Origin of the sequence: Shewanella sp. 10N.286.54.B9, from assembly GCF_041468565.1 — a bacterium.
Classification (GTDB): domain Bacteria; phylum Pseudomonadota; class Gammaproteobacteria; order Enterobacterales; family Shewanellaceae; genus Shewanella.
Genome location: NZ_JBFRIY010000044.1, coordinates 1 through 16,415 on the forward strand (window position 1 = coordinate 1; position 16,415 = coordinate 16,415).

The 16,415-nt window shown below is 42.3% G+C and carries 13 protein-coding genes, 1 tRNA gene and 1 riboswitch; of the genes, 5 read left to right on the forward strand and 9 right to left on the reverse strand.

Translation table 11 applies throughout. The features are described from left to right. Window positions 1-331: 331 nt before the first annotated feature. Window positions 332-841, forward strand: coding sequence for a DUF4124 domain-containing protein (locus AB4135_RS15875; protein ID WP_371994382.1), 510 nt, complete (start codon window positions 332-334; stop codon window positions 839-841). A 63-nt stretch (window positions 842-904) separates the two neighbouring features. Here the strand turns inward: AB4135_RS15875 and AB4135_RS15880 are convergent, their stop codons facing one another. The 4 genes from AB4135_RS15880 to rluD all read right to left on the reverse strand — a co-directional run bounded on the left by AB4135_RS15880 (window position 905) and on the right by rluD (window position 5,919). After that, the gene (locus AB4135_RS15880) at window positions 905-1,225 is read right to left on the reverse strand and encodes a hypothetical protein (protein WP_371994384.1); all 321 of its coding nucleotides are present in this window, start codon (window positions 1,223-1,225) and stop codon (window positions 905-907) included. 218 nt (window positions 1,226-1,443) lie between these two features. Next, window positions 1,444-4,017 (reverse strand): ATP-dependent chaperone ClpB, encoded by a 2,574-nt coding sequence (clpB, locus tag AB4135_RS15885; protein WP_371994386.1) that lies wholly within the window; start codon window positions 4,015-4,017, stop codon window positions 1,444-1,446. A gap of 169 nt (window positions 4,018-4,186) precedes the next feature. Further along, window positions 4,187-4,948, reverse strand: coding sequence for a peptidoglycan editing factor PgeF (gene pgeF / locus AB4135_RS15890; RefSeq protein ID WP_371994388.1), 762 nt, complete (start codon window positions 4,946-4,948; stop codon window positions 4,187-4,189). Continuing rightward, window positions 4,948-5,919 carry a 23S rRNA pseudouridine(1911/1915/1917) synthase RluD gene (gene rluD / locus AB4135_RS15895; RefSeq protein ID WP_371994390.1) on the reverse strand — a complete coding sequence of 324 codons (972 nt, stop codon included), beginning with the start codon at window positions 5,917-5,919 and terminating at the stop codon, window positions 4,948-4,950. Before rluD ends, pgeF begins: the two co-directional genes overlap by 1 nt. A 122-nt stretch (window positions 5,920-6,041) precedes the next feature. Here rluD and AB4135_RS15900 point away from each other — a divergent pair, with 122 nt between their 5' ends. Further along, a complete protein-coding gene (locus tag AB4135_RS15900) occupies window positions 6,042-6,806 on the forward strand; it encodes an outer membrane protein assembly factor BamD (protein WP_371994392.1) in 765 nt (254 codons plus the stop codon). Window positions 6,807-6,881: 75 nt separating this feature from the next. On the opposite strand, the gene AB4135_RS15905 is transcribed toward AB4135_RS15900, so the two are convergent. The 3 genes from AB4135_RS15905 to AB4135_RS15915 are packed head-to-tail and all read right to left on the reverse strand — an operon-like array spanning window position 6,882 to window position 10,814. Continuing rightward, window positions 6,882-7,943 carry a 3-oxoacyl-ACP synthase III family protein gene (locus AB4135_RS15905; protein ID WP_371994394.1) on the reverse strand — a complete coding sequence of 354 codons (1,062 nt, stop codon included), beginning with the start codon at window positions 7,941-7,943 and terminating at the stop codon, window positions 6,882-6,884. Next, complete coding sequence (locus AB4135_RS15910) at window positions 7,934-8,656, reverse strand: hypothetical protein (protein WP_371994396.1); 723 nt, start codon at window positions 8,654-8,656, stop codon at window positions 7,934-7,936. The genes AB4135_RS15905 and AB4135_RS15910 overlap by 10 nt, the downstream gene beginning before the upstream one ends. Further along, window positions 8,649-10,814: an RND family transporter gene (locus AB4135_RS15915; protein WP_371994397.1), complete on the reverse strand. Its 2,166-nt coding sequence runs from the start codon at window positions 10,812-10,814 to the stop codon at window positions 8,649-8,651. The genes AB4135_RS15910 and AB4135_RS15915 overlap by 8 nt, the downstream gene beginning before the upstream one ends. A gap of 242 nt (window positions 10,815-11,056) precedes the next feature. Between AB4135_RS15915 and AB4135_RS15920 the strand changes: the two genes are divergently transcribed. Beyond that, window positions 11,057-11,132 (forward strand) — tRNA-Phe (locus tag AB4135_RS15920). A 209-nt stretch (window positions 11,133-11,341) separates the two neighbouring features. Here AB4135_RS15920 and AB4135_RS15925 read toward each other — a convergent pair. Together AB4135_RS15925 and AB4135_RS15930 are read right to left on the reverse strand one after the other, a co-directional pair. Then, window positions 11,342-13,192, reverse strand: coding sequence for a TonB-dependent receptor domain-containing protein (locus tag AB4135_RS15925; RefSeq protein ID WP_371994399.1), 1,851 nt, complete (start codon window positions 13,190-13,192; stop codon window positions 11,342-11,344). Window positions 13,193-13,311: 119 nt separating this feature from the next. Further along, a riboswitch (cobalamin riboswitch) is annotated at window positions 13,312-13,512 on the reverse strand. Window positions 13,513-13,825: 313 nt separating this feature from the next. Next, the gene (locus AB4135_RS15930) at window positions 13,826-14,473 is read right to left on the reverse strand and encodes a hypothetical protein (RefSeq protein WP_371994401.1); all 648 of its coding nucleotides are present in this window, start codon (window positions 14,471-14,473) and stop codon (window positions 13,826-13,828) included. 277 nt (window positions 14,474-14,750) lie between these two features. On the opposite strand from AB4135_RS15930, the gene AB4135_RS15935 reads away from it, so the two are divergent. Both AB4135_RS15935 and AB4135_RS15940 read left to right on the forward strand, forming a co-directional pair. Further along, window positions 14,751-15,128, forward strand: a complete 378-nt coding sequence (locus AB4135_RS15935; protein WP_371994403.1) for a BlaI/MecI/CopY family transcriptional regulator — start codon at window positions 14,751-14,753, stop codon at window positions 15,126-15,128. Continuing rightward, window positions 15,125-16,321, forward strand: a complete 1,197-nt coding sequence (locus AB4135_RS15940; RefSeq protein WP_371994405.1) for a TonB family protein — start codon at window positions 15,125-15,127, stop codon at window positions 16,319-16,321. The genes AB4135_RS15935 and AB4135_RS15940 overlap by 4 nt, the downstream gene beginning before the upstream one ends. The last annotated feature ends 94 nt before the right edge of the window (window positions 16,322-16,415 follow it).

Consider the following 16,415-nt stretch of genomic DNA (forward strand, 5'->3'; position numbering starts at 1 on the left):
GCATTATAGGGAAATCGTAGAGGAGCGCAAGGGAGAATTAAAGAAAAGTATAATAAAATCCAATTTAACCCCCTAACTGAACAAACCACGCTCACAATGCATGGTTTTCAAACAAATCCCATTCCTCTTAGTGCAGGAATTGATGGTTCACCTTAACTGATTACATTTGAGCGAGTACTTCACTGACTAAAACCAAAGACTGCCTCTATGTCATGGTAAGGGTCTTCATTTGCTATTAATCTAATGATCGAGCTAGCATGGCAATAATACTCAAGATAATTGAAACAACACTAAGTCACTCACTTATAAATACAACAATAGAAGGTGAAGCATGTTATTAGCTCCAGTTACTGTCGCTGTTCTCCAAAAACATAATCAAAATATCTTCGTTCACTCCGTTCTAGTCGTTCTGTCGATTTTTGCATTGTTTATTAGCTTATATAGTACCGACATATACGCGACTGAAATCTATACTTGGGTTGATGAGCATGGCGTTACCCATTACAGCCAAGAGCCACCAGAGCATAATCAAGTTAAAAAGATTTATAGTGAAGACATAAAACCAGCAAAAATAGGTTCGGTGTCCCCTCAAGCAACAATCAAAGTTAAAAATGAGGCCACTGAGTTAGAAAAGTCCGCTGCAGCAATAAATAAATCTGATAAAGCTCAAGCAAAAATGATCTGTGATAATGCAAAACACAGCCTCAATGTACTAACTAGCCATTCAAAGTTGAATAAACAGAGTAAAGAGTCTGGTGAAAGTGTCGCTATGACAGAAGAACAAAGACAAGGTGCGATAAAAGAACAAAAACAGCGGGTCTCTTTATTTTGCTCTAAGTAGTGTAACTTCTGCCTGAGAAGGTAATTGAGACAGACTAAATCTGAGTCTGTCTCTGTGCCATCACTATTTGTTAGCAGTTAGGTTATACATCGAACGTGCAACACCATCTTCGCAGGCTTTCAATCCCGCCTCCCAACCATCGTCAAATTTATCTAAACCATCAAGTGCAGTATCTTTGACTACTGAGCCGTATAACTCTGTTTGTTGTTGCTTGGTTACATAAGCATTCTTACAACCCCGATAGTAACCATAGTGATAAAGACTCTCAAACTCCTGATTACCTTCACCAATATAAGGGGCAGATGCAAGCCCGCGTTGATCATCATTGGCACAGCCCACTGTAACGACTGAAGTTAAAACGATTATTGCTAAATGGAACTTCATATTCACGCCTCCCTGTAAGAAAACCCTATAACCAACACATTGAAAATTAACTAATGCATTGCAGTTATCAATATCATTGAGTATTGACGATAAATTTGAGAATACAAACAAATCGTTAAGTTACAGATCCGGACCTTTCCAGCTAAGGAGACAAGAAAGCAAAAATGGCATCCCCTTCACAGAGATGCCATTTGATGAATAACTCATTCACAACACAATTACTGGGTAAAAGTCAGTTGATTGTCTAATACCGAGATATGAATCGTTTTGCCCGGTTGTAGTTGTCCACTTAGTATTTTTTGTGCCAGTGGGTTTTCAACTTCCTGCTGCAATGCCCGCTTTAGTGGTCTCGCACCATATATAGGGTCGTAACCCGCGTCAGCGATAATCGCTAAGGCGTCATCACTAATGACTAACTCGTAGTCTTTCTCGGCTAGCCTTTGCTTAAGTCCATCAATTTGAATCGATGCAATATGAGCAATGTTTTCCTTATTTAATGGATGGAAAACAACAGACTCATCAACACGATTTAAAAACTCAGGTCTAAAATGCTGAGTAACAACTTGCATTACATTCGACTTCATTTCATCGTAGTTTTGAGAACCAAAGCCAGCTTGAATCGCATCAGAGCCAAGGTTCGACGTCATGATTACAACTGTATTACGAAAATCGACAGTGCGACCTTGGCCATCAGTCAAGCGACCGTCATCGAGTACTTGCAGTAAGATATTGAAAACGTCGGGATGCGCTTTCTCTACTTCATCAAGCAAAATCACTGAATAAGGTTTACGTCTTACAGCTTCCGTTAGATAGCCGCCTTCTTCATAGCCAACGTAGCCTGGAGGAGCACCAACTAAACGCGAAACAGAATGCTTTTCCATAAACTCAGACATATCTATTCTGACTAAGGCTGATTCTGTATCGAACAGAAATTTTGCCAGTGACTTACACAACTCTGTTTTACCAACCCCTGTAGGCCCTAAAAATAGAAAAGAGCCTATTGGACGATTAGGATCAGCCAGCCCCGCACGGCTACGACGAATTGCATTTGATACCGAATCGACAGCTTCGTTTTGACCGATGACACGCTCATGCAAAGCATCTTCCATCTGCAGTAATTTCTCACGCTCGCCTTCAAGCATTTTAGATACAGGGATCCCGGTCGCTTTGGACAACACTTCTGCTATTTCAATATCGGTGACCTTGTTGCGAAGCAACGTCATATCCTGCATTTCAGCTTGCGCAGCTAAATCTAGCTGTTTTTCAAGTTCAGGAATGCGACCATATTGCAATTCAGACATGCGTGTTAAATCACCCGCTCGCCTTGCAACCTCAAGATCCATTCTCGCTTGTTCAAGATCTGCCTTTATGTGCTGAGTACCTGCAAGTGCAGCTTTTTCAGTGTGCCAGATCTCGTTAAGCTCACCGGCTTTCGCTTCAACCTCTTTTAATTCAGAGCGCAGCACATCTAAGCGACGCAGGCTTGCTTCATCTTCCTCTTTGCTTACCGCTTGCTCTTCAAGTTTTAACTGAATTGCACGGCGTTCAAGCTTATCGAGAGATTCGGGCTTAGAGTCTATCTGTATTCTGATACTGGAAGCGGCTTCATCGATCAAATCAATGGCTTTATCAGGTAGTTTACGATCTGATATATAGCGATTAGACATACTTGCAGCCGCGACAATAGCGGGGTCAGTGATCTCCACATGATGATGCAGCTCATAGCGCTCTTTTAGCCCACGCAGAATAGCAATGGTATCTTCAACATTGGGCTCATCCACCAGCACCTTTTGGAAACGTCGCTCAAGTGCAGCATCCTTTTCAATATACTGACGATATTCATCTAAAGTCGTCGCACCAACACAATGTAAGTCACCACGGGCCAATGCAGGTTTAAGCATATTGCCCGCATCCATGGCACCGTCGCCTTTACCGGCACCAACCATAGTGTGCAACTCATCAATAAAGAGGATAACTTGGCCCTCTTCCTGAGACAGCTCATTTAGTACCGCTTTTAAACGCTCTTCAAACTCACCACGGTATTTAGCACCTGCAACTAACGCGCCCATATCCAAAGATAAGACTCGCTTGTTTTTTATCCCTTCAGGCACTTCATTATTAATAATCCGCTGTGCTAAGCCTTCGACGATAGCGGTTTTTCCCACGCCGGGTTCACCAATCAGTACCGGGTTGTTTTTACTACGACGCTGCAAAACTTGAATGGTGCGACGAATTTCATCATCCCGACCAATCACAGGGTCTAACTTTCCCTGCTCGGCACGTTCTGTCAGATCAACCGTGAATTTTTTCAATGCTTGGCGTTGATCTTCCGCATTAGGGTCATCGACATTCTGACCATTTCGGATCTGATCAATTGTATTTTCCAGCAGGGCTTTATCTGCACCTGACTTTTTCAAAGCTTTGGCCAATACATCATTGCCATCCAATGCGGCGAGGACAAATAGTTCACTAGAGATAAACTTGTCTTTACGCTTTTGTGCAAGTTTATCGCACACATTGAGAAGGCGTATTAATGCTTGAGACAGCTGAACATCTCCGCCAGTGCCTTCAACCTGAGGCAACAGCTCTAACTCTTTACTTAATAAAGAACGCAAGCTACTGACTTGAATTCCAGATTGGGTCAATAATGGGTGAATTGAACCGCCATCTTGATTAAGCAATGCCATCATCAAATGTACGGGCTCGATAAATTGATGATCTCGACCCAATGCCAATGATTGAGCATCCGAGATAGCAATTTGGAATTTATTGGTCATACGATCTAATCGCATCATTCCTCCGGTAACTCAGTTAGGTTTGTATCAGTGCCACAAATCGTCACCCAGAATTCAATACTCTTTGAGCACTACATTTGGCTTGATACAAACAGAAAATAATAGATTTGCTCTACAAGACCGTAAAGCATGTGATAACTAAAATATGGGGGCTATTTGAACAATTTCAAGTAAGGGGTTGTGCACTGAGCCAAATAAATGAGGCCATTCTGCCGGTGATACCATCACGGCGGTAAGAGAAAAATGATTCAGAGTCAGTCACGGTGCAGCGTTTATCGGCATAGACCTTATTCACACCAAGTTTGCGCAGTCGGATCTTTGCTAGGGCATGAATATCAGCCATATACTTATCACTGCCTTCTTGCAGACATGTTTGCCTGAAACAATTTTCAGCTTCAAGATCATGGCTTATAAACTGCTGCTTTACCTCTTCACCCACTTCAAAAGCACTGGGGCCAATTGCAGGACCAAGGTAAGCAATAAGCTCTTCTGGCGAATGACTAAACTTACTGACAGCAACTTCTATAATCCCATCGCATAATCCACGCCACCCAGCATGAACCGCAGCAACTTCAGTGCCTTGTTGATCACACAATAAAACCGGAAGACAATCAGCAGTCATCACCACACAGACCTGATTATGGCTATTGCAATAACTACCGTCAGCATTATGGATTTGGCTATTATCGGCGTTAACAACCTCTATACTATGAGTTTGTTCAAGCCAAGCAGGACTTACTGGCAGGTTTAATCGATTTTCAATGTTGTGTCGATTGCGATTAACATGAGCTAAATCGTCACCAACATGCGCACCGAGGTTTAAGCTATTGTAGGGCGGTAAACTATGCCCGCCTTGACGAGTCGAAAAAGCAAGGTTTACTCCCTTAGGAATAAACCATGCTAACTTCTCATCAACAACATCAACCATTAAATAACAGCGGGGTTATCAAGGGTATCTTGACGCAGTGCTTTTGTCAGTTTGACCATGTCGTCAGGCACAGGTGCTTGCCAGCTCATAATTTCACAAGTGAAAGGATGCGCTAACTCAAGACGTATCGCGTGTAATGCTTGACGTTTGAACGCCATATAGGTTTCAAAAAAGTCAGGCGCGGCACCTTTAGGTGGACGCGGGCGACCAGCATAAACAGGATCACCAACCAATACATGACCGATGTAAGCCATATGCACACGAATTTGGTGTGTACGACCAGACTCTAGGCGAAGACGTAAACGGGTATGAGCTCGGAACTTCTCAGCCACGCGGTAATGAGTCATCGCAGGCTTACCATTATGGACAACAGCCATATGGGTACGCTTAGTTGGATGACGATCGATAGGTTCATCGACAGTGCCGCCCGCAATAATACCGCCTTGAACAATCGCTTCATACTCACGAGTGATCTCACGAGCTTGCAGTGCTGTGACTAAGTGCGTCTGTGCTTCTACCGTTTTTGCCACAACCATCAAACCGGTCGTATCTTTATCTAAACGATGGACAATACCTGCGCGAGGCACCAATTCGATACCTGGACAATGATGCAGTAATGCATTCATCAAGGTGCCATCTTGGTTACCCGCACCGGGATGCACAACGAGCCCAGCTTGTTTATTGATAACCAATATATGGTCATCTTCATAAACAATATCTAGATCGATAGCTTCAGCTTTTGCCGATGTTTCTTCTTCCAGTGTTGCTAAGACAATGATCTCCTGACCTTCTAAAACTTTGGTTCTAGGTTTGTCTGAAACATTACCGTCAATGCTAACTGCACCGGACAGAATCCACTCTTTAATGCGTGTTCGCGAGTAATCAGGGAACAAATCAGCCAAAGTCTGGTCTAATCTTTGCCCTGTTTGTATTGATGTTATCTCGCTTTTTAGTTTAATCTCTTGAGTCATATGAACCGTACCCACGTTTCGGGGTCCAAAAATGTTTACTATCTGTTACAATCGGATTGTTTCTATTTTATCGTGAAATGGAAAAATTCTTAACTATAACTTTAAAAGAATCGAATTCAAGTATGCATAAAATTGCTAAAAGTGTTGCTGTAGTCCTAATATCGCTTGCTGTTACGGCCTGTAGTAGTAAACAGGGCGAAGACCCTGCAATGATCAAAAGTTCGCCTGAAGTGCTTTATTCTCAAGCAAGAACCTCTATGGAGCTGGGAAATTACAGCAAAGCAGTTCGTTCTTTAGAAGCTTTGGATTCCCGTTTCCCGTTTGGACCACATAAAACACAAGTCCAACTTGATTTAATATTTGCTTACTACAAGCTTGATGATCCAGCTTCTGGTATTGCTAACATCGACCGTTTCATTCGATTAAACCCAACACATAAAGACATAGATTACGTTTACTATATGCGCGGTCTAGTCAATATGCAGTCTGATCGTTACCTTTTCCACGATATGTTAAACATCGATAGATCTGATCGTGATCCTAAAGCGGCTCAAGATGCATTTAAAGATTTCGATAGACTGGTTAAGGCTTATCCAAACAGTAAGTATGCAGCAGATGCTCAAAAACGCATGCAACACTTAAAAAATAGACTGGCACTTTACTCGATCAAGGTAGCTGAATACTACATAAAAATGAATGCTTGGAGTGCAGCGGCTATTCGAGCACAGCTTGTTATGGAAGGTTTTCCAGGTACACCATCAACAGAAAGAGCCTTGGAGATTATGTCTGAGGCTTATGGTGAACTAGGACAAGATAAGCTTAAAGAGCATACACTTATGGTGATGCAAGCTAACTTCCCTGATAACAAATTGGTTGCTCAGCGCTAATTATTAACGCTGTGTTGTCACTCATTATGATAAATAAAGGCCTCTTTTGAGGCCTTTATTTTTTTATCGAAACATTTACAAATGTTGGTAAACAAAACCGCCATATAGATATTTTGTCGCTTCAGCACCTAATATCATCACCTTATCACCAGCATTCAACACGCCAGAGTTAATCAGTTTAGCTAAACTGACCCATATCGCCGCCGAACCTAAGTTGCCTAAAGATTTTGCGTCATTAATAATCCGGCTAGATTCAATAGACAACACCTCACCAAGTAATCGATCAATATGGCCATTCGCTTGATGTGGCAATATGAAACGAAAGTCATCAAGATGATGCCCTCGCGATTGCAAAGCCGCTAAACCGAGTTCAAATAATTGACTGCCCTGCTTCCTTACCGCCTGAGTATTATGATGAAACCTTGCCATCTGCTTATTAGAGACATCGTTCGAACCTGAGTCAAGGTAGAAACCAGCCTCTTTACCCACGCCTATATGGCCCAAATAGATATCAGAAATAGTGCCAATCGAACCTGCTAATTGCTCTGCAGGTGCTAGCACCACCGCCGCTGCGCCATCTCCCATCTGCACGTAGTTCACCAGCTGCTCGGTATCAATAAATTGATTATCCATATCAAAATAGACAGAACCTGTCTCACAGCCAACAATAGCCACGGGATGTTGGTTCACAGCGCAAAAGCTAGAGGCTATCTGCAACCCGTTAGCAAAACCCGTACACGCTTGCCGTAACTCTAAATAAGGGCCATGGTATGACAATTTATCCGCTACCCAGGCTGCATTGGGAGGAACTTGAGTATGTGGTGTGCAGGTATGAGAGAGTAAATAGTCGAGCTCGCTTATTTCAACATCTGCAGCTAGCAGCGCACCATTGAGAGCTTGGGCGCTCAACTCTATACTGGTTGGTGAAGGTCTACTTGTTGCGACATTAAGATCACGACACAAATGCCTTCCCTCTATTCCCATTCGCCGTGCAATCGCTTTGGCTTTTCTTGCGGTCAACAAACCGCACTGCTGCCTTAGCTTCTCTAACAAATATTCATTATCAATATTGTCGTGAGGTAGGGCGTGATCAATCCCCTTCAATGAGAGCGAATGTTTAGCAAATTTTACCGCCATTTAGCCTCCAGCTTTCTTGTTACGCCGTCTAAACACACACCCATAGACTCAAATGCTCCCCCTTGAGTCAGCAATAGTTGCATCAAGTTACCCACCACTTGCTCATGTTGCTCAGCAAATTGCTTGGCACTCGCACCAAGCGCCATTGCATGTTTGCGGCTTATGTAAACATGTTTAGCTTCATCTTTTTTTATTAGCCCGCACAACTGGGCAAAGGGATGCTCCGATCCTAAATGGCAATGCTCAAATGACTGCATGATATGGGTGACACAGGTATCTAAGATGGCAATTCTGACAAAGTGTTCGCTGTAGTTTTCGACTCGCCCTAAGCTGGTATAAAAACGCTTGGCCTTTCGTTGCACTTGGCTAAAACTTGTCAGTTCAGTCAATTGATTTGCAACTTGCTGCAAAGCTAAGTCGTGTCGATATTCATCCGCTTCCACTCCATGTAAACAGCTGATGATACGTTTATGTTCAGAGCCTGCTAAGCGCGCTATCTCGCTGTTAAATACTAACTGCGCCGATTGCTCACCGCACAATAATAAGGGCAGCAATCTTGCCATCGCGTCAGTCTGTTGATCAGAAAAACGGATTGGAGAGACTGTTGCCGCTTGCAACCAACTTTCGATTCGTTGGCCATTTGCATGATCAGCCAACCCAATTGAGTGTTTGCGTCTCAATGGAAAACATCGAGGTAAATTTCGCTCAAGCATTTGACCTCCTTAGCACCCAACGCTGGTAAAGAACTGGTAACATCAACACATCAAAGCCCCAGGCGAAAAGCACGACCAAACAGGACAACAAACTCAGTTGTGCTATAGGAGCAAAGTCAGACAACAAGCCAATGGAAAAACCAAGAGCTATCGTCAGCGTGGTAAAGCTGATCACCGGTAGTACCTTACTTAAGCCTTGCCACATAAGCGCTATGCTGTCTTTTGAAGGTTCGCTCGGCAGTTTCAACATCAAGTGTAATGTATCGTCAACAATCACCCCCAACATCATACCGAGCACAACGGCCGTGCCTAAGCTAATAAAGCCGCCGTTAAGCTGCCACAGCGCAAATACCCACAGTAAAGGTAGGAAGTTAAGTAACAGTCCCATAAAACCAAACAGTAACGAACGCTTTAAAATACTGAGTAGAACGGCTAACGCAATCAAAGCCACACCAAATGAAGACAGCATATTATTGGCGTTATCAATGCTTAGGTGAGCAAACAATAAATTGCTACCAAGCGGCGGGCTAACGGTAACCTGCGAAGCATTCTGCTCCAGCCAATAATTAACTTTCTTCTCGAATGCCACCAACTCCATCGCCGTCATCGGTTTTAAATACAGCGTTACTAGAGCAGCACTCTTGTTTGCGGACAGTTCACTCTGTAAATGCAGCTCGGTCACTGAGTTATCAGCCAGCAATTGATGAAACTGACTTTGCCCAATCCCGGTACTTCTAATCCAGTCACCTAAGTGCTGCACTTTATTGACCTCTTCCTGAGCCTTTAAAAACCGAGCAAACTTATAAATAAAGCTCAGCTCAGTCCTATCCACTTGCTCAGCAGAGACACTAGCAACTACGTAATGCTGCAAGTTAATACCGGCAAAATACTGACGCATTTTTTGGCTAGAAACGGTAAAAGGGTTGTCATCATTAAAGTAACTTAGTGGGTCGTCATTTAAGGTCAATTTCGACACACTAAATGTGGCAGCGACACTGATAAGAACAATGCCTAACATAACCGCATTGGGCCTTTTTACATTATATTTAGCTAAGCCTATTACTGTGGCAAAAAAACGGATTGGATGAGGCTTTGTAACCGAGAATTTGGCAAAATAAATAAGTGTGGTCAGGCTCAGTAAATAGTTACAGAGCACGGCAAAAGCCACTAGCAATCCAAAGCTTTGAATTGGAGGCGATGGGCTAAAAGTTAATAAACAGAAACCAAATATAGTGGTAACGGTTGAGTAGAAAAGTGGTGCTTGATTAACACGAACGGTTTCAGTTAGCGCAAGTTCATTCGACAAACCATTATTCACCGACCTGCGCCAACCAAAATACAGGTGCGATGCATAGGCAAGTGCTAGCGTCACAATAATCACCGGCACAAAAGCGCTAATCGCAGCCAAAGTGAGCTTCAACCATGCTGCAACGCCAACCGTCAAAACAAGTGCTATTAAGCTGTTAAGACACAGCGCTGCAACCCACACTTTTTGCCGAATAAATAGTGCAGCCATAACAAAAATGACCAGTAATAAAGAGGGAGCAAACCAAGTCAGATCATGGCGTAATACTTTGGCATATTGCCAGTTCAAGGCATGGGTGCCATTAAGGTAGCTGTTAACCTTCAGTGGTTGCCAGAATTGTTGCGATTGGAGCTTAATATCATCGAGAGTATCGATAAGCCATAAGCTGCGCGTTTTAAATTGTGATGCTTTAGATTCGTCTAACTGAAACTGGAGCAATATTGCATGGCCGTCATTAGACAAAACAGAATCTAGGCGAGGATGTTTCTTATAGGGCAGAATTTTGTTTAATTGGGCATGGCCCTGCACAAATTGATTATAGCCCTGCACACTGATGATATTTGGCTGTTTATCAATTTGAGAGACAAACGCTAACAAGGACTGGTTAAGCTCTCCGTCACGCCAATCTTGCTTGCTCTCAAGTAATAACCACAGCTGGTCATGACGTTCGAAGCTATCACTCATGCTATTAAAAGCGATAAAGCGCGGATCCTCTGGAGAAAAGTAATCACTAAAATCGACATCAAGATTCAACCTATGCAGTCCTAACAATGAAAGCAGCAGCAGAAACGCAATAGCTACGAAAAGCATTACAGGGTAACGTTGAATTTTCCAAACTGTCTGAGTATGCAACTAGCATCATCCTTGCTGATAATTTAATTATGCGGATTATATAGACTAGACCGTGTAAACCACGATTATATTCACAGCTTTATAACAAATAGTAGTCCAGTCGTTAGAATCTTCTCTCTACTAAACAAATTGCTCAGTTGTGCAGCTAAACGCTGAATTATTCAACGCACAACTAAAAAATAATGATATTTAGCAGAAATTGGTTGACTCAAATCGGTAAAAGCCTTTTAATAGCGCCCGTTGCCCGAATAGCTCAGTCGGTAGAGCAGAGGATTGAAAATCCTCGTGTCCCTGGTTCGATTCCGGGTTCGGGCACCAATATTTAGTTTAGGTGTTGCAACATTTAAACATTAAGCTAAGGCAATCTAAGACCTTAAGCTTACAACTTAAACCTCGCCTAGCGAGGTTTTTTTGTATCTGAGATTTGAAATCTCTACAGCGTCCATTCTTTAGTAATTACCATGCACAAAAAAGCCAGTCTTATTGAGACTGGCTTTTATTGACTAAACGCTTTGGCTTATCGGTTTTTACAAAGCGCTGTAACTGACGCTAAAGAACAACTCCCGGCCAGGGCTAATATAGTTGGTTGCAGAGATGATCTCTTCATCAAATATATTGTTAGCTTTTAAGCGTAACTGCCAATTATCAGCCACTTGATATCCAATACCTAAATCTAACTGTTGATATGCCTCAAGATATAAACCATAACCTGCGTAACGCTTTCCTTGGTAGTGGTAGTTAGCTAACAAATCAAAGTTATGCCACTGATAACTTAAACTGTAATTAAGCTCTTCAACACTACGACCAATTAGCATTTCACCCGTTTTCTTATCCTCCGGCTCTAAATAGGTATAAGCTAACTGATTATCAAATCCAAATATTTCAAACTTAGTAAAGAATTCAACGCCTGAAATTTCTGCATTGTTTACATTAGCAGGCTTCCAGATATCCCAACCATTGTCATCAACTTCGCCAGTAGGCGCCCAAGCTATCAAGTTATCAATATCATTTTTAAATACGCTAATATAAGCACTAACTGTGTTACGGCTATAATTTAGTGTCACATCATAACTTGTAGAAGTTTCAGAGAGCAGATCTGGATTACCTGAATTAGGCCAGTACAGATCATTAAAAGTAGGTACTTTAAAGGCTGTACCCGTCGTGGCAGATAAACGCCAGTTTTTATCAAACTGATATGCTAAGCTGACGTTATAAGTCGTTTCACTGTCGATATTTTCAACATCATCATAACGAACCGCTACTTCGGCTAGTAGCTGCTGCCACTGCTTGCCAACTAAAATATATGCGCCAAGAATGTCTCTCTCGTCTTGAGCATAATCCCCTAGTACAGCCTCGTTTGACCAATCTAAGCCACCATTGAGGTTTAAACCATCAGCTAACAAATACTGATTGTTCCAGCTAACCTGTTTACGCATCGTTTCAAAGTCAGCGCGCGGTACATCGTTATTATCGCCGCGAAAGTTCTCGTTATAATCTCTAGACTGATTTACAGTGAATTTGCTTGTAAGTTTGTCACCTTGGTATTGAGCACCTAAGTTCCAAATGTAGTTTGCATAGTCAGATTCGTCCGCGCTACCACTGGCGTAGATATCGTCGTACTGAGTATTCCCTCGGTCGTATTGGCCACTCCATAATGCTTGCCATTGCGGAGCCAATTGCTGCGAGCCCTTAAGAGATAAAGATGTACGACTGTAGCCATCATCATCCTTCTCTGAATCTGCACCCTGATAAATATCATAGCCGTCTGATTGTTCGCGGTTTACAGTCAAGGTGCTACTGCCTTCACCATGCTCAATACCGACTCCCGCAGAGCCTCGAATGTAGTCATTAGAGCCATATTCAGCACCAACATACCATTCATCACTCTTCAGCTGACGAGTAAAGATTTGAACCACACCGCCAATGGCATCACTGCCCCATACAGACGCTCTAGGACCTTTCAACACTTCAATACGCTCGATGCTTTCAGGGGACAAGGTGTTAAAACTAAAGTTACCCAATGTCGCCGAACCTACCTTTACGCCATCAACAATGACCAATACATGGCTTGAATTTGTGCCGCGCAAGCTAATTGAAGCACTTTGCCCTGCACCGCCATTTCGCACAACACTAACGCCTGGCAGTCTTTCTAACACGTCTGCAACCGACTTAGGATTCAAGCGTTCAATCTCGCTGCGTTCAATAGTATTAATAACGGTAAGCTGTTTTTCAGTGCTTCTATCGAAACGGGTACCGGTTACGGTAATAGTTTCATCAATAGTCACGTCTTGATTGGATTCTGCCGCCACTGTTGGCAATGCAGTTAAGCTGAATACGCCGCTGATAAGCAACGCAATTTTAGATGGTTTAGTACCCATTTACCCTTGACTCCTAAAGGAAAACGGGGCAAATGCGTCACGGCATTGTAAATCAAATAGCGCATAGTTCCTTCGCTACATTTACCAGTTGCCGCACTTCGAGATCTGCCCGCCGAAATCATCGAAATCACTTTACGGGCCGGTCTCCGGACTTAGGTTCTATATTGATGAAGTCATCAATATGCGACAACAAACTTTAAAGCGCTTGTGCCTCACCATTCACCGTTGCGGGGGCAGTGTCAGAATTTAACTGACTTCCCGATTATCCTCAGCCAACAATTAATGTTGAAACTAGAGGCACCAATAAAGTTGACTAGTTAGTTATTTTTTATCGTTGTTACGCTGCGGTATGTTGAGGTTACCGCTTTGTGCGCGCATTATAGACGTCTATACGGTTAAATGTCTAACTAATCAAAGAGCAGATTTGTTCTAGCTTAGATTGCAATGAGTGAACTTACGACTATTACCTGTCGGAGCTAGATAGAATTCACCCACTAAGTCTTTAGTCTTACTCTGTGATACTCATTAGAAAACCAAGTATCAAAGCCATTTTTAGCAAAGGCATGTCGATTCTAGGTGAAGATTTAAGTGCCATCCATTTAGGTCAAAACACAGTATCAGGCCACTGATGTTTTAATTTAAATTAAACGGGCTGACCGCAGACATAAACTCACGATAGTTTTTCTTTTCAACCAGAGTGCTGATGGTATTAAATTCATTACCTCGCAACGACTTATGGATAAGATACAAATCCTTCTCTCCGCTAATAGCAGTATAATAACCAACCTCACTTAGGCGTTGAGGCTCTTTATAAAAATCTATTTCAAGTCCATTTAGATGGGTGTTTGGCATTCGGGTACAACCAATGATGGCACTAGCAGTTTGATGACCATTAATAAATTCATTATCAACGCGTTCATATATCACCTCACCACTGCAGTTATCTCGATAGGTAGCAACCATGGTATCAAGGAAATCATCCGGTTTAATATTAACTGCCATCCCCTCGAAACCTTGAATGCATACCATTGAAGACCAATTATTTAGGCCTTCAACTTGAGGTAAAAACTCAGCAGAGAACATCCCATCTTCTCGTTGTGTATAGGCTAGTTTCCAGTCATCGGGAAGGAAAAAACTTAATTTCTGGCTAAAAATAGACAGTTGCATAGGCGACTTATCAATCGAGCTCTCTGTCGTTTCTGATGCATACGCCCCCATTGAAAAATGACAGCATAAAAGTACTGAACAGATTACCCAGCGTGACGGCTGACTTGCTTTCATACCTTTACAATCCTTGTTTAGGGTATTTATGTTTAACAGATTGTATCGTTACAGCAGCAAAAGGCATAGATAAAAATCTCTCCTAAGGGTACAGCCAGCTTTTAGCGAACCAATAGTTAATCTATTCAACCGCATACTTGAAACGCCATCACTCATTATCATTTTATTAACATAAGGGCTTGCACATTATGATTACATTTGTAATCATAATTAAAAATTACAACTGTAATCAATAGCTATCATCAGTGAAGTAATAGCTATTGACGAGATAATCATCATGAAAGAGATAAGTAATGCTGAGCTCAATGTACTTAATGTGCTTTGGCAAAAATCGCCAATAAGTGCCAGCGAAGTTGTAGCCCAGTTAAGTAAGAATAATGACTGGCACGAGAAAACAGTTAAAACGCTGCTTAATAGACTTGTTAAAAAGCAAGCTATCGGTTTTGAAAAACAGGGTCGTAGTTACTTATATTATCCACTCATTGCTCAAAGTGATTATCAACTGAAAGAGAGTGAATCTTTTATCGAAAGACTCTTCTCTGGTCGGGTTGCTCCTTTAGTTGCAGGCTTTGCTCGCGAAAACAAGCTAAGCGCAAAAGATGTTGAAGAGTTACAACAACTGATTGATACCTGGCAAGAGGAAAATAAGTCATGAGCCTTTGGTTACTGCAGCAAACTCTGTTATTAAGCCTTATTTGCAGCATACTATTACTTGGCCATAGCAGATTACAGAAACACTTAGGTGCACACAAAACCTATACTTTGTGGATGTTATTACCGCTACTTTTGTTGAGTTCTATATTAGTCAACTATGTTCCTACGCAACTATTTCCCGTGCAATCTAATCAGATTGCTTATTACAGTGTTCAGGCCGGCAAAGCCATAAAGCAAAGTGAATCATCTTGGTACAGCCAAGCACTAACCGTCATCTGGCTTATAGGTTTAAGCACAATGTCACTGGCATTGTGGTTGCAAGGCGCTTACCTACGCACATTGCTACAGACAGCTAAAAAGGTAGAAGGTTTAGCTTCCTACCTAGCAACATACAGCCATGAAAAGGTTCACTCTCCTATGCTCGTTGGGGTTATTCACCCCAAGATTATTCTACCTACTGGGTTTGTAAATCTAAGTCCGCTACAGCAGCGTGCCATTATTGAGCACGAACAATACCATCACCAAAGATTAGATCTGAGTTGTAATCTTTTAGCCTACGGGATCTTAGCTGTATTTTGGTTTAACCCTTTGTTTTGGATAGCGTATAGACGTTTTAGGAATGATCAGGAGTTAGCCTGTGATGCTAAGGTAACTGCCACTCTCGATACTGCAGAGAAAATAGTTTACAGCAAACTGTTGCTCGCATACTCACAACAAGCTAATCACGGCTTGTTACACACACACTATGGAAACAAACACATACTCAAGGAGCGTATAATGCAAATGAGAACTCATCAACAAGGCCAAAGTGGCTTAGCCGTTATTGGGCTGACTGTGGCACTGGGCTTAAGCAGCCTTTTACTTAACCAGCAAGTGTTAGCCGGAGATGATAAAAATCCTGATATCCATCCAGTTATCAGAATTGAACCCGCCTATCCTGCTGCGGCAGTAGAAGCCAATCAAAATGGATTTGTAGTAATGCAATTTGATATCACTCCCACAGGCGAAGTGAACAATGTTGAAGTGATCAAGTCATCGCCAACTGCAGTATTTGATGCATCAGCCATTAAAGCCTTAAAGCAGTGGCGTTATAGCGAGTCTAAAACTGGCGCAAAAGGCTCGTTAGTACAGCTTGATTTTGTTGTTGAAGCACCAGTGAGTAACATTGAAAAAATTAAAGTGACCTCAAAATAAGCAGACCAACCTGTCAGTAGTTATAGGAAAGAGCTGTAGATATTGAACAGGCAGACTTTACGATACGAGATAAACACCAGGAATGCTGCGTTTA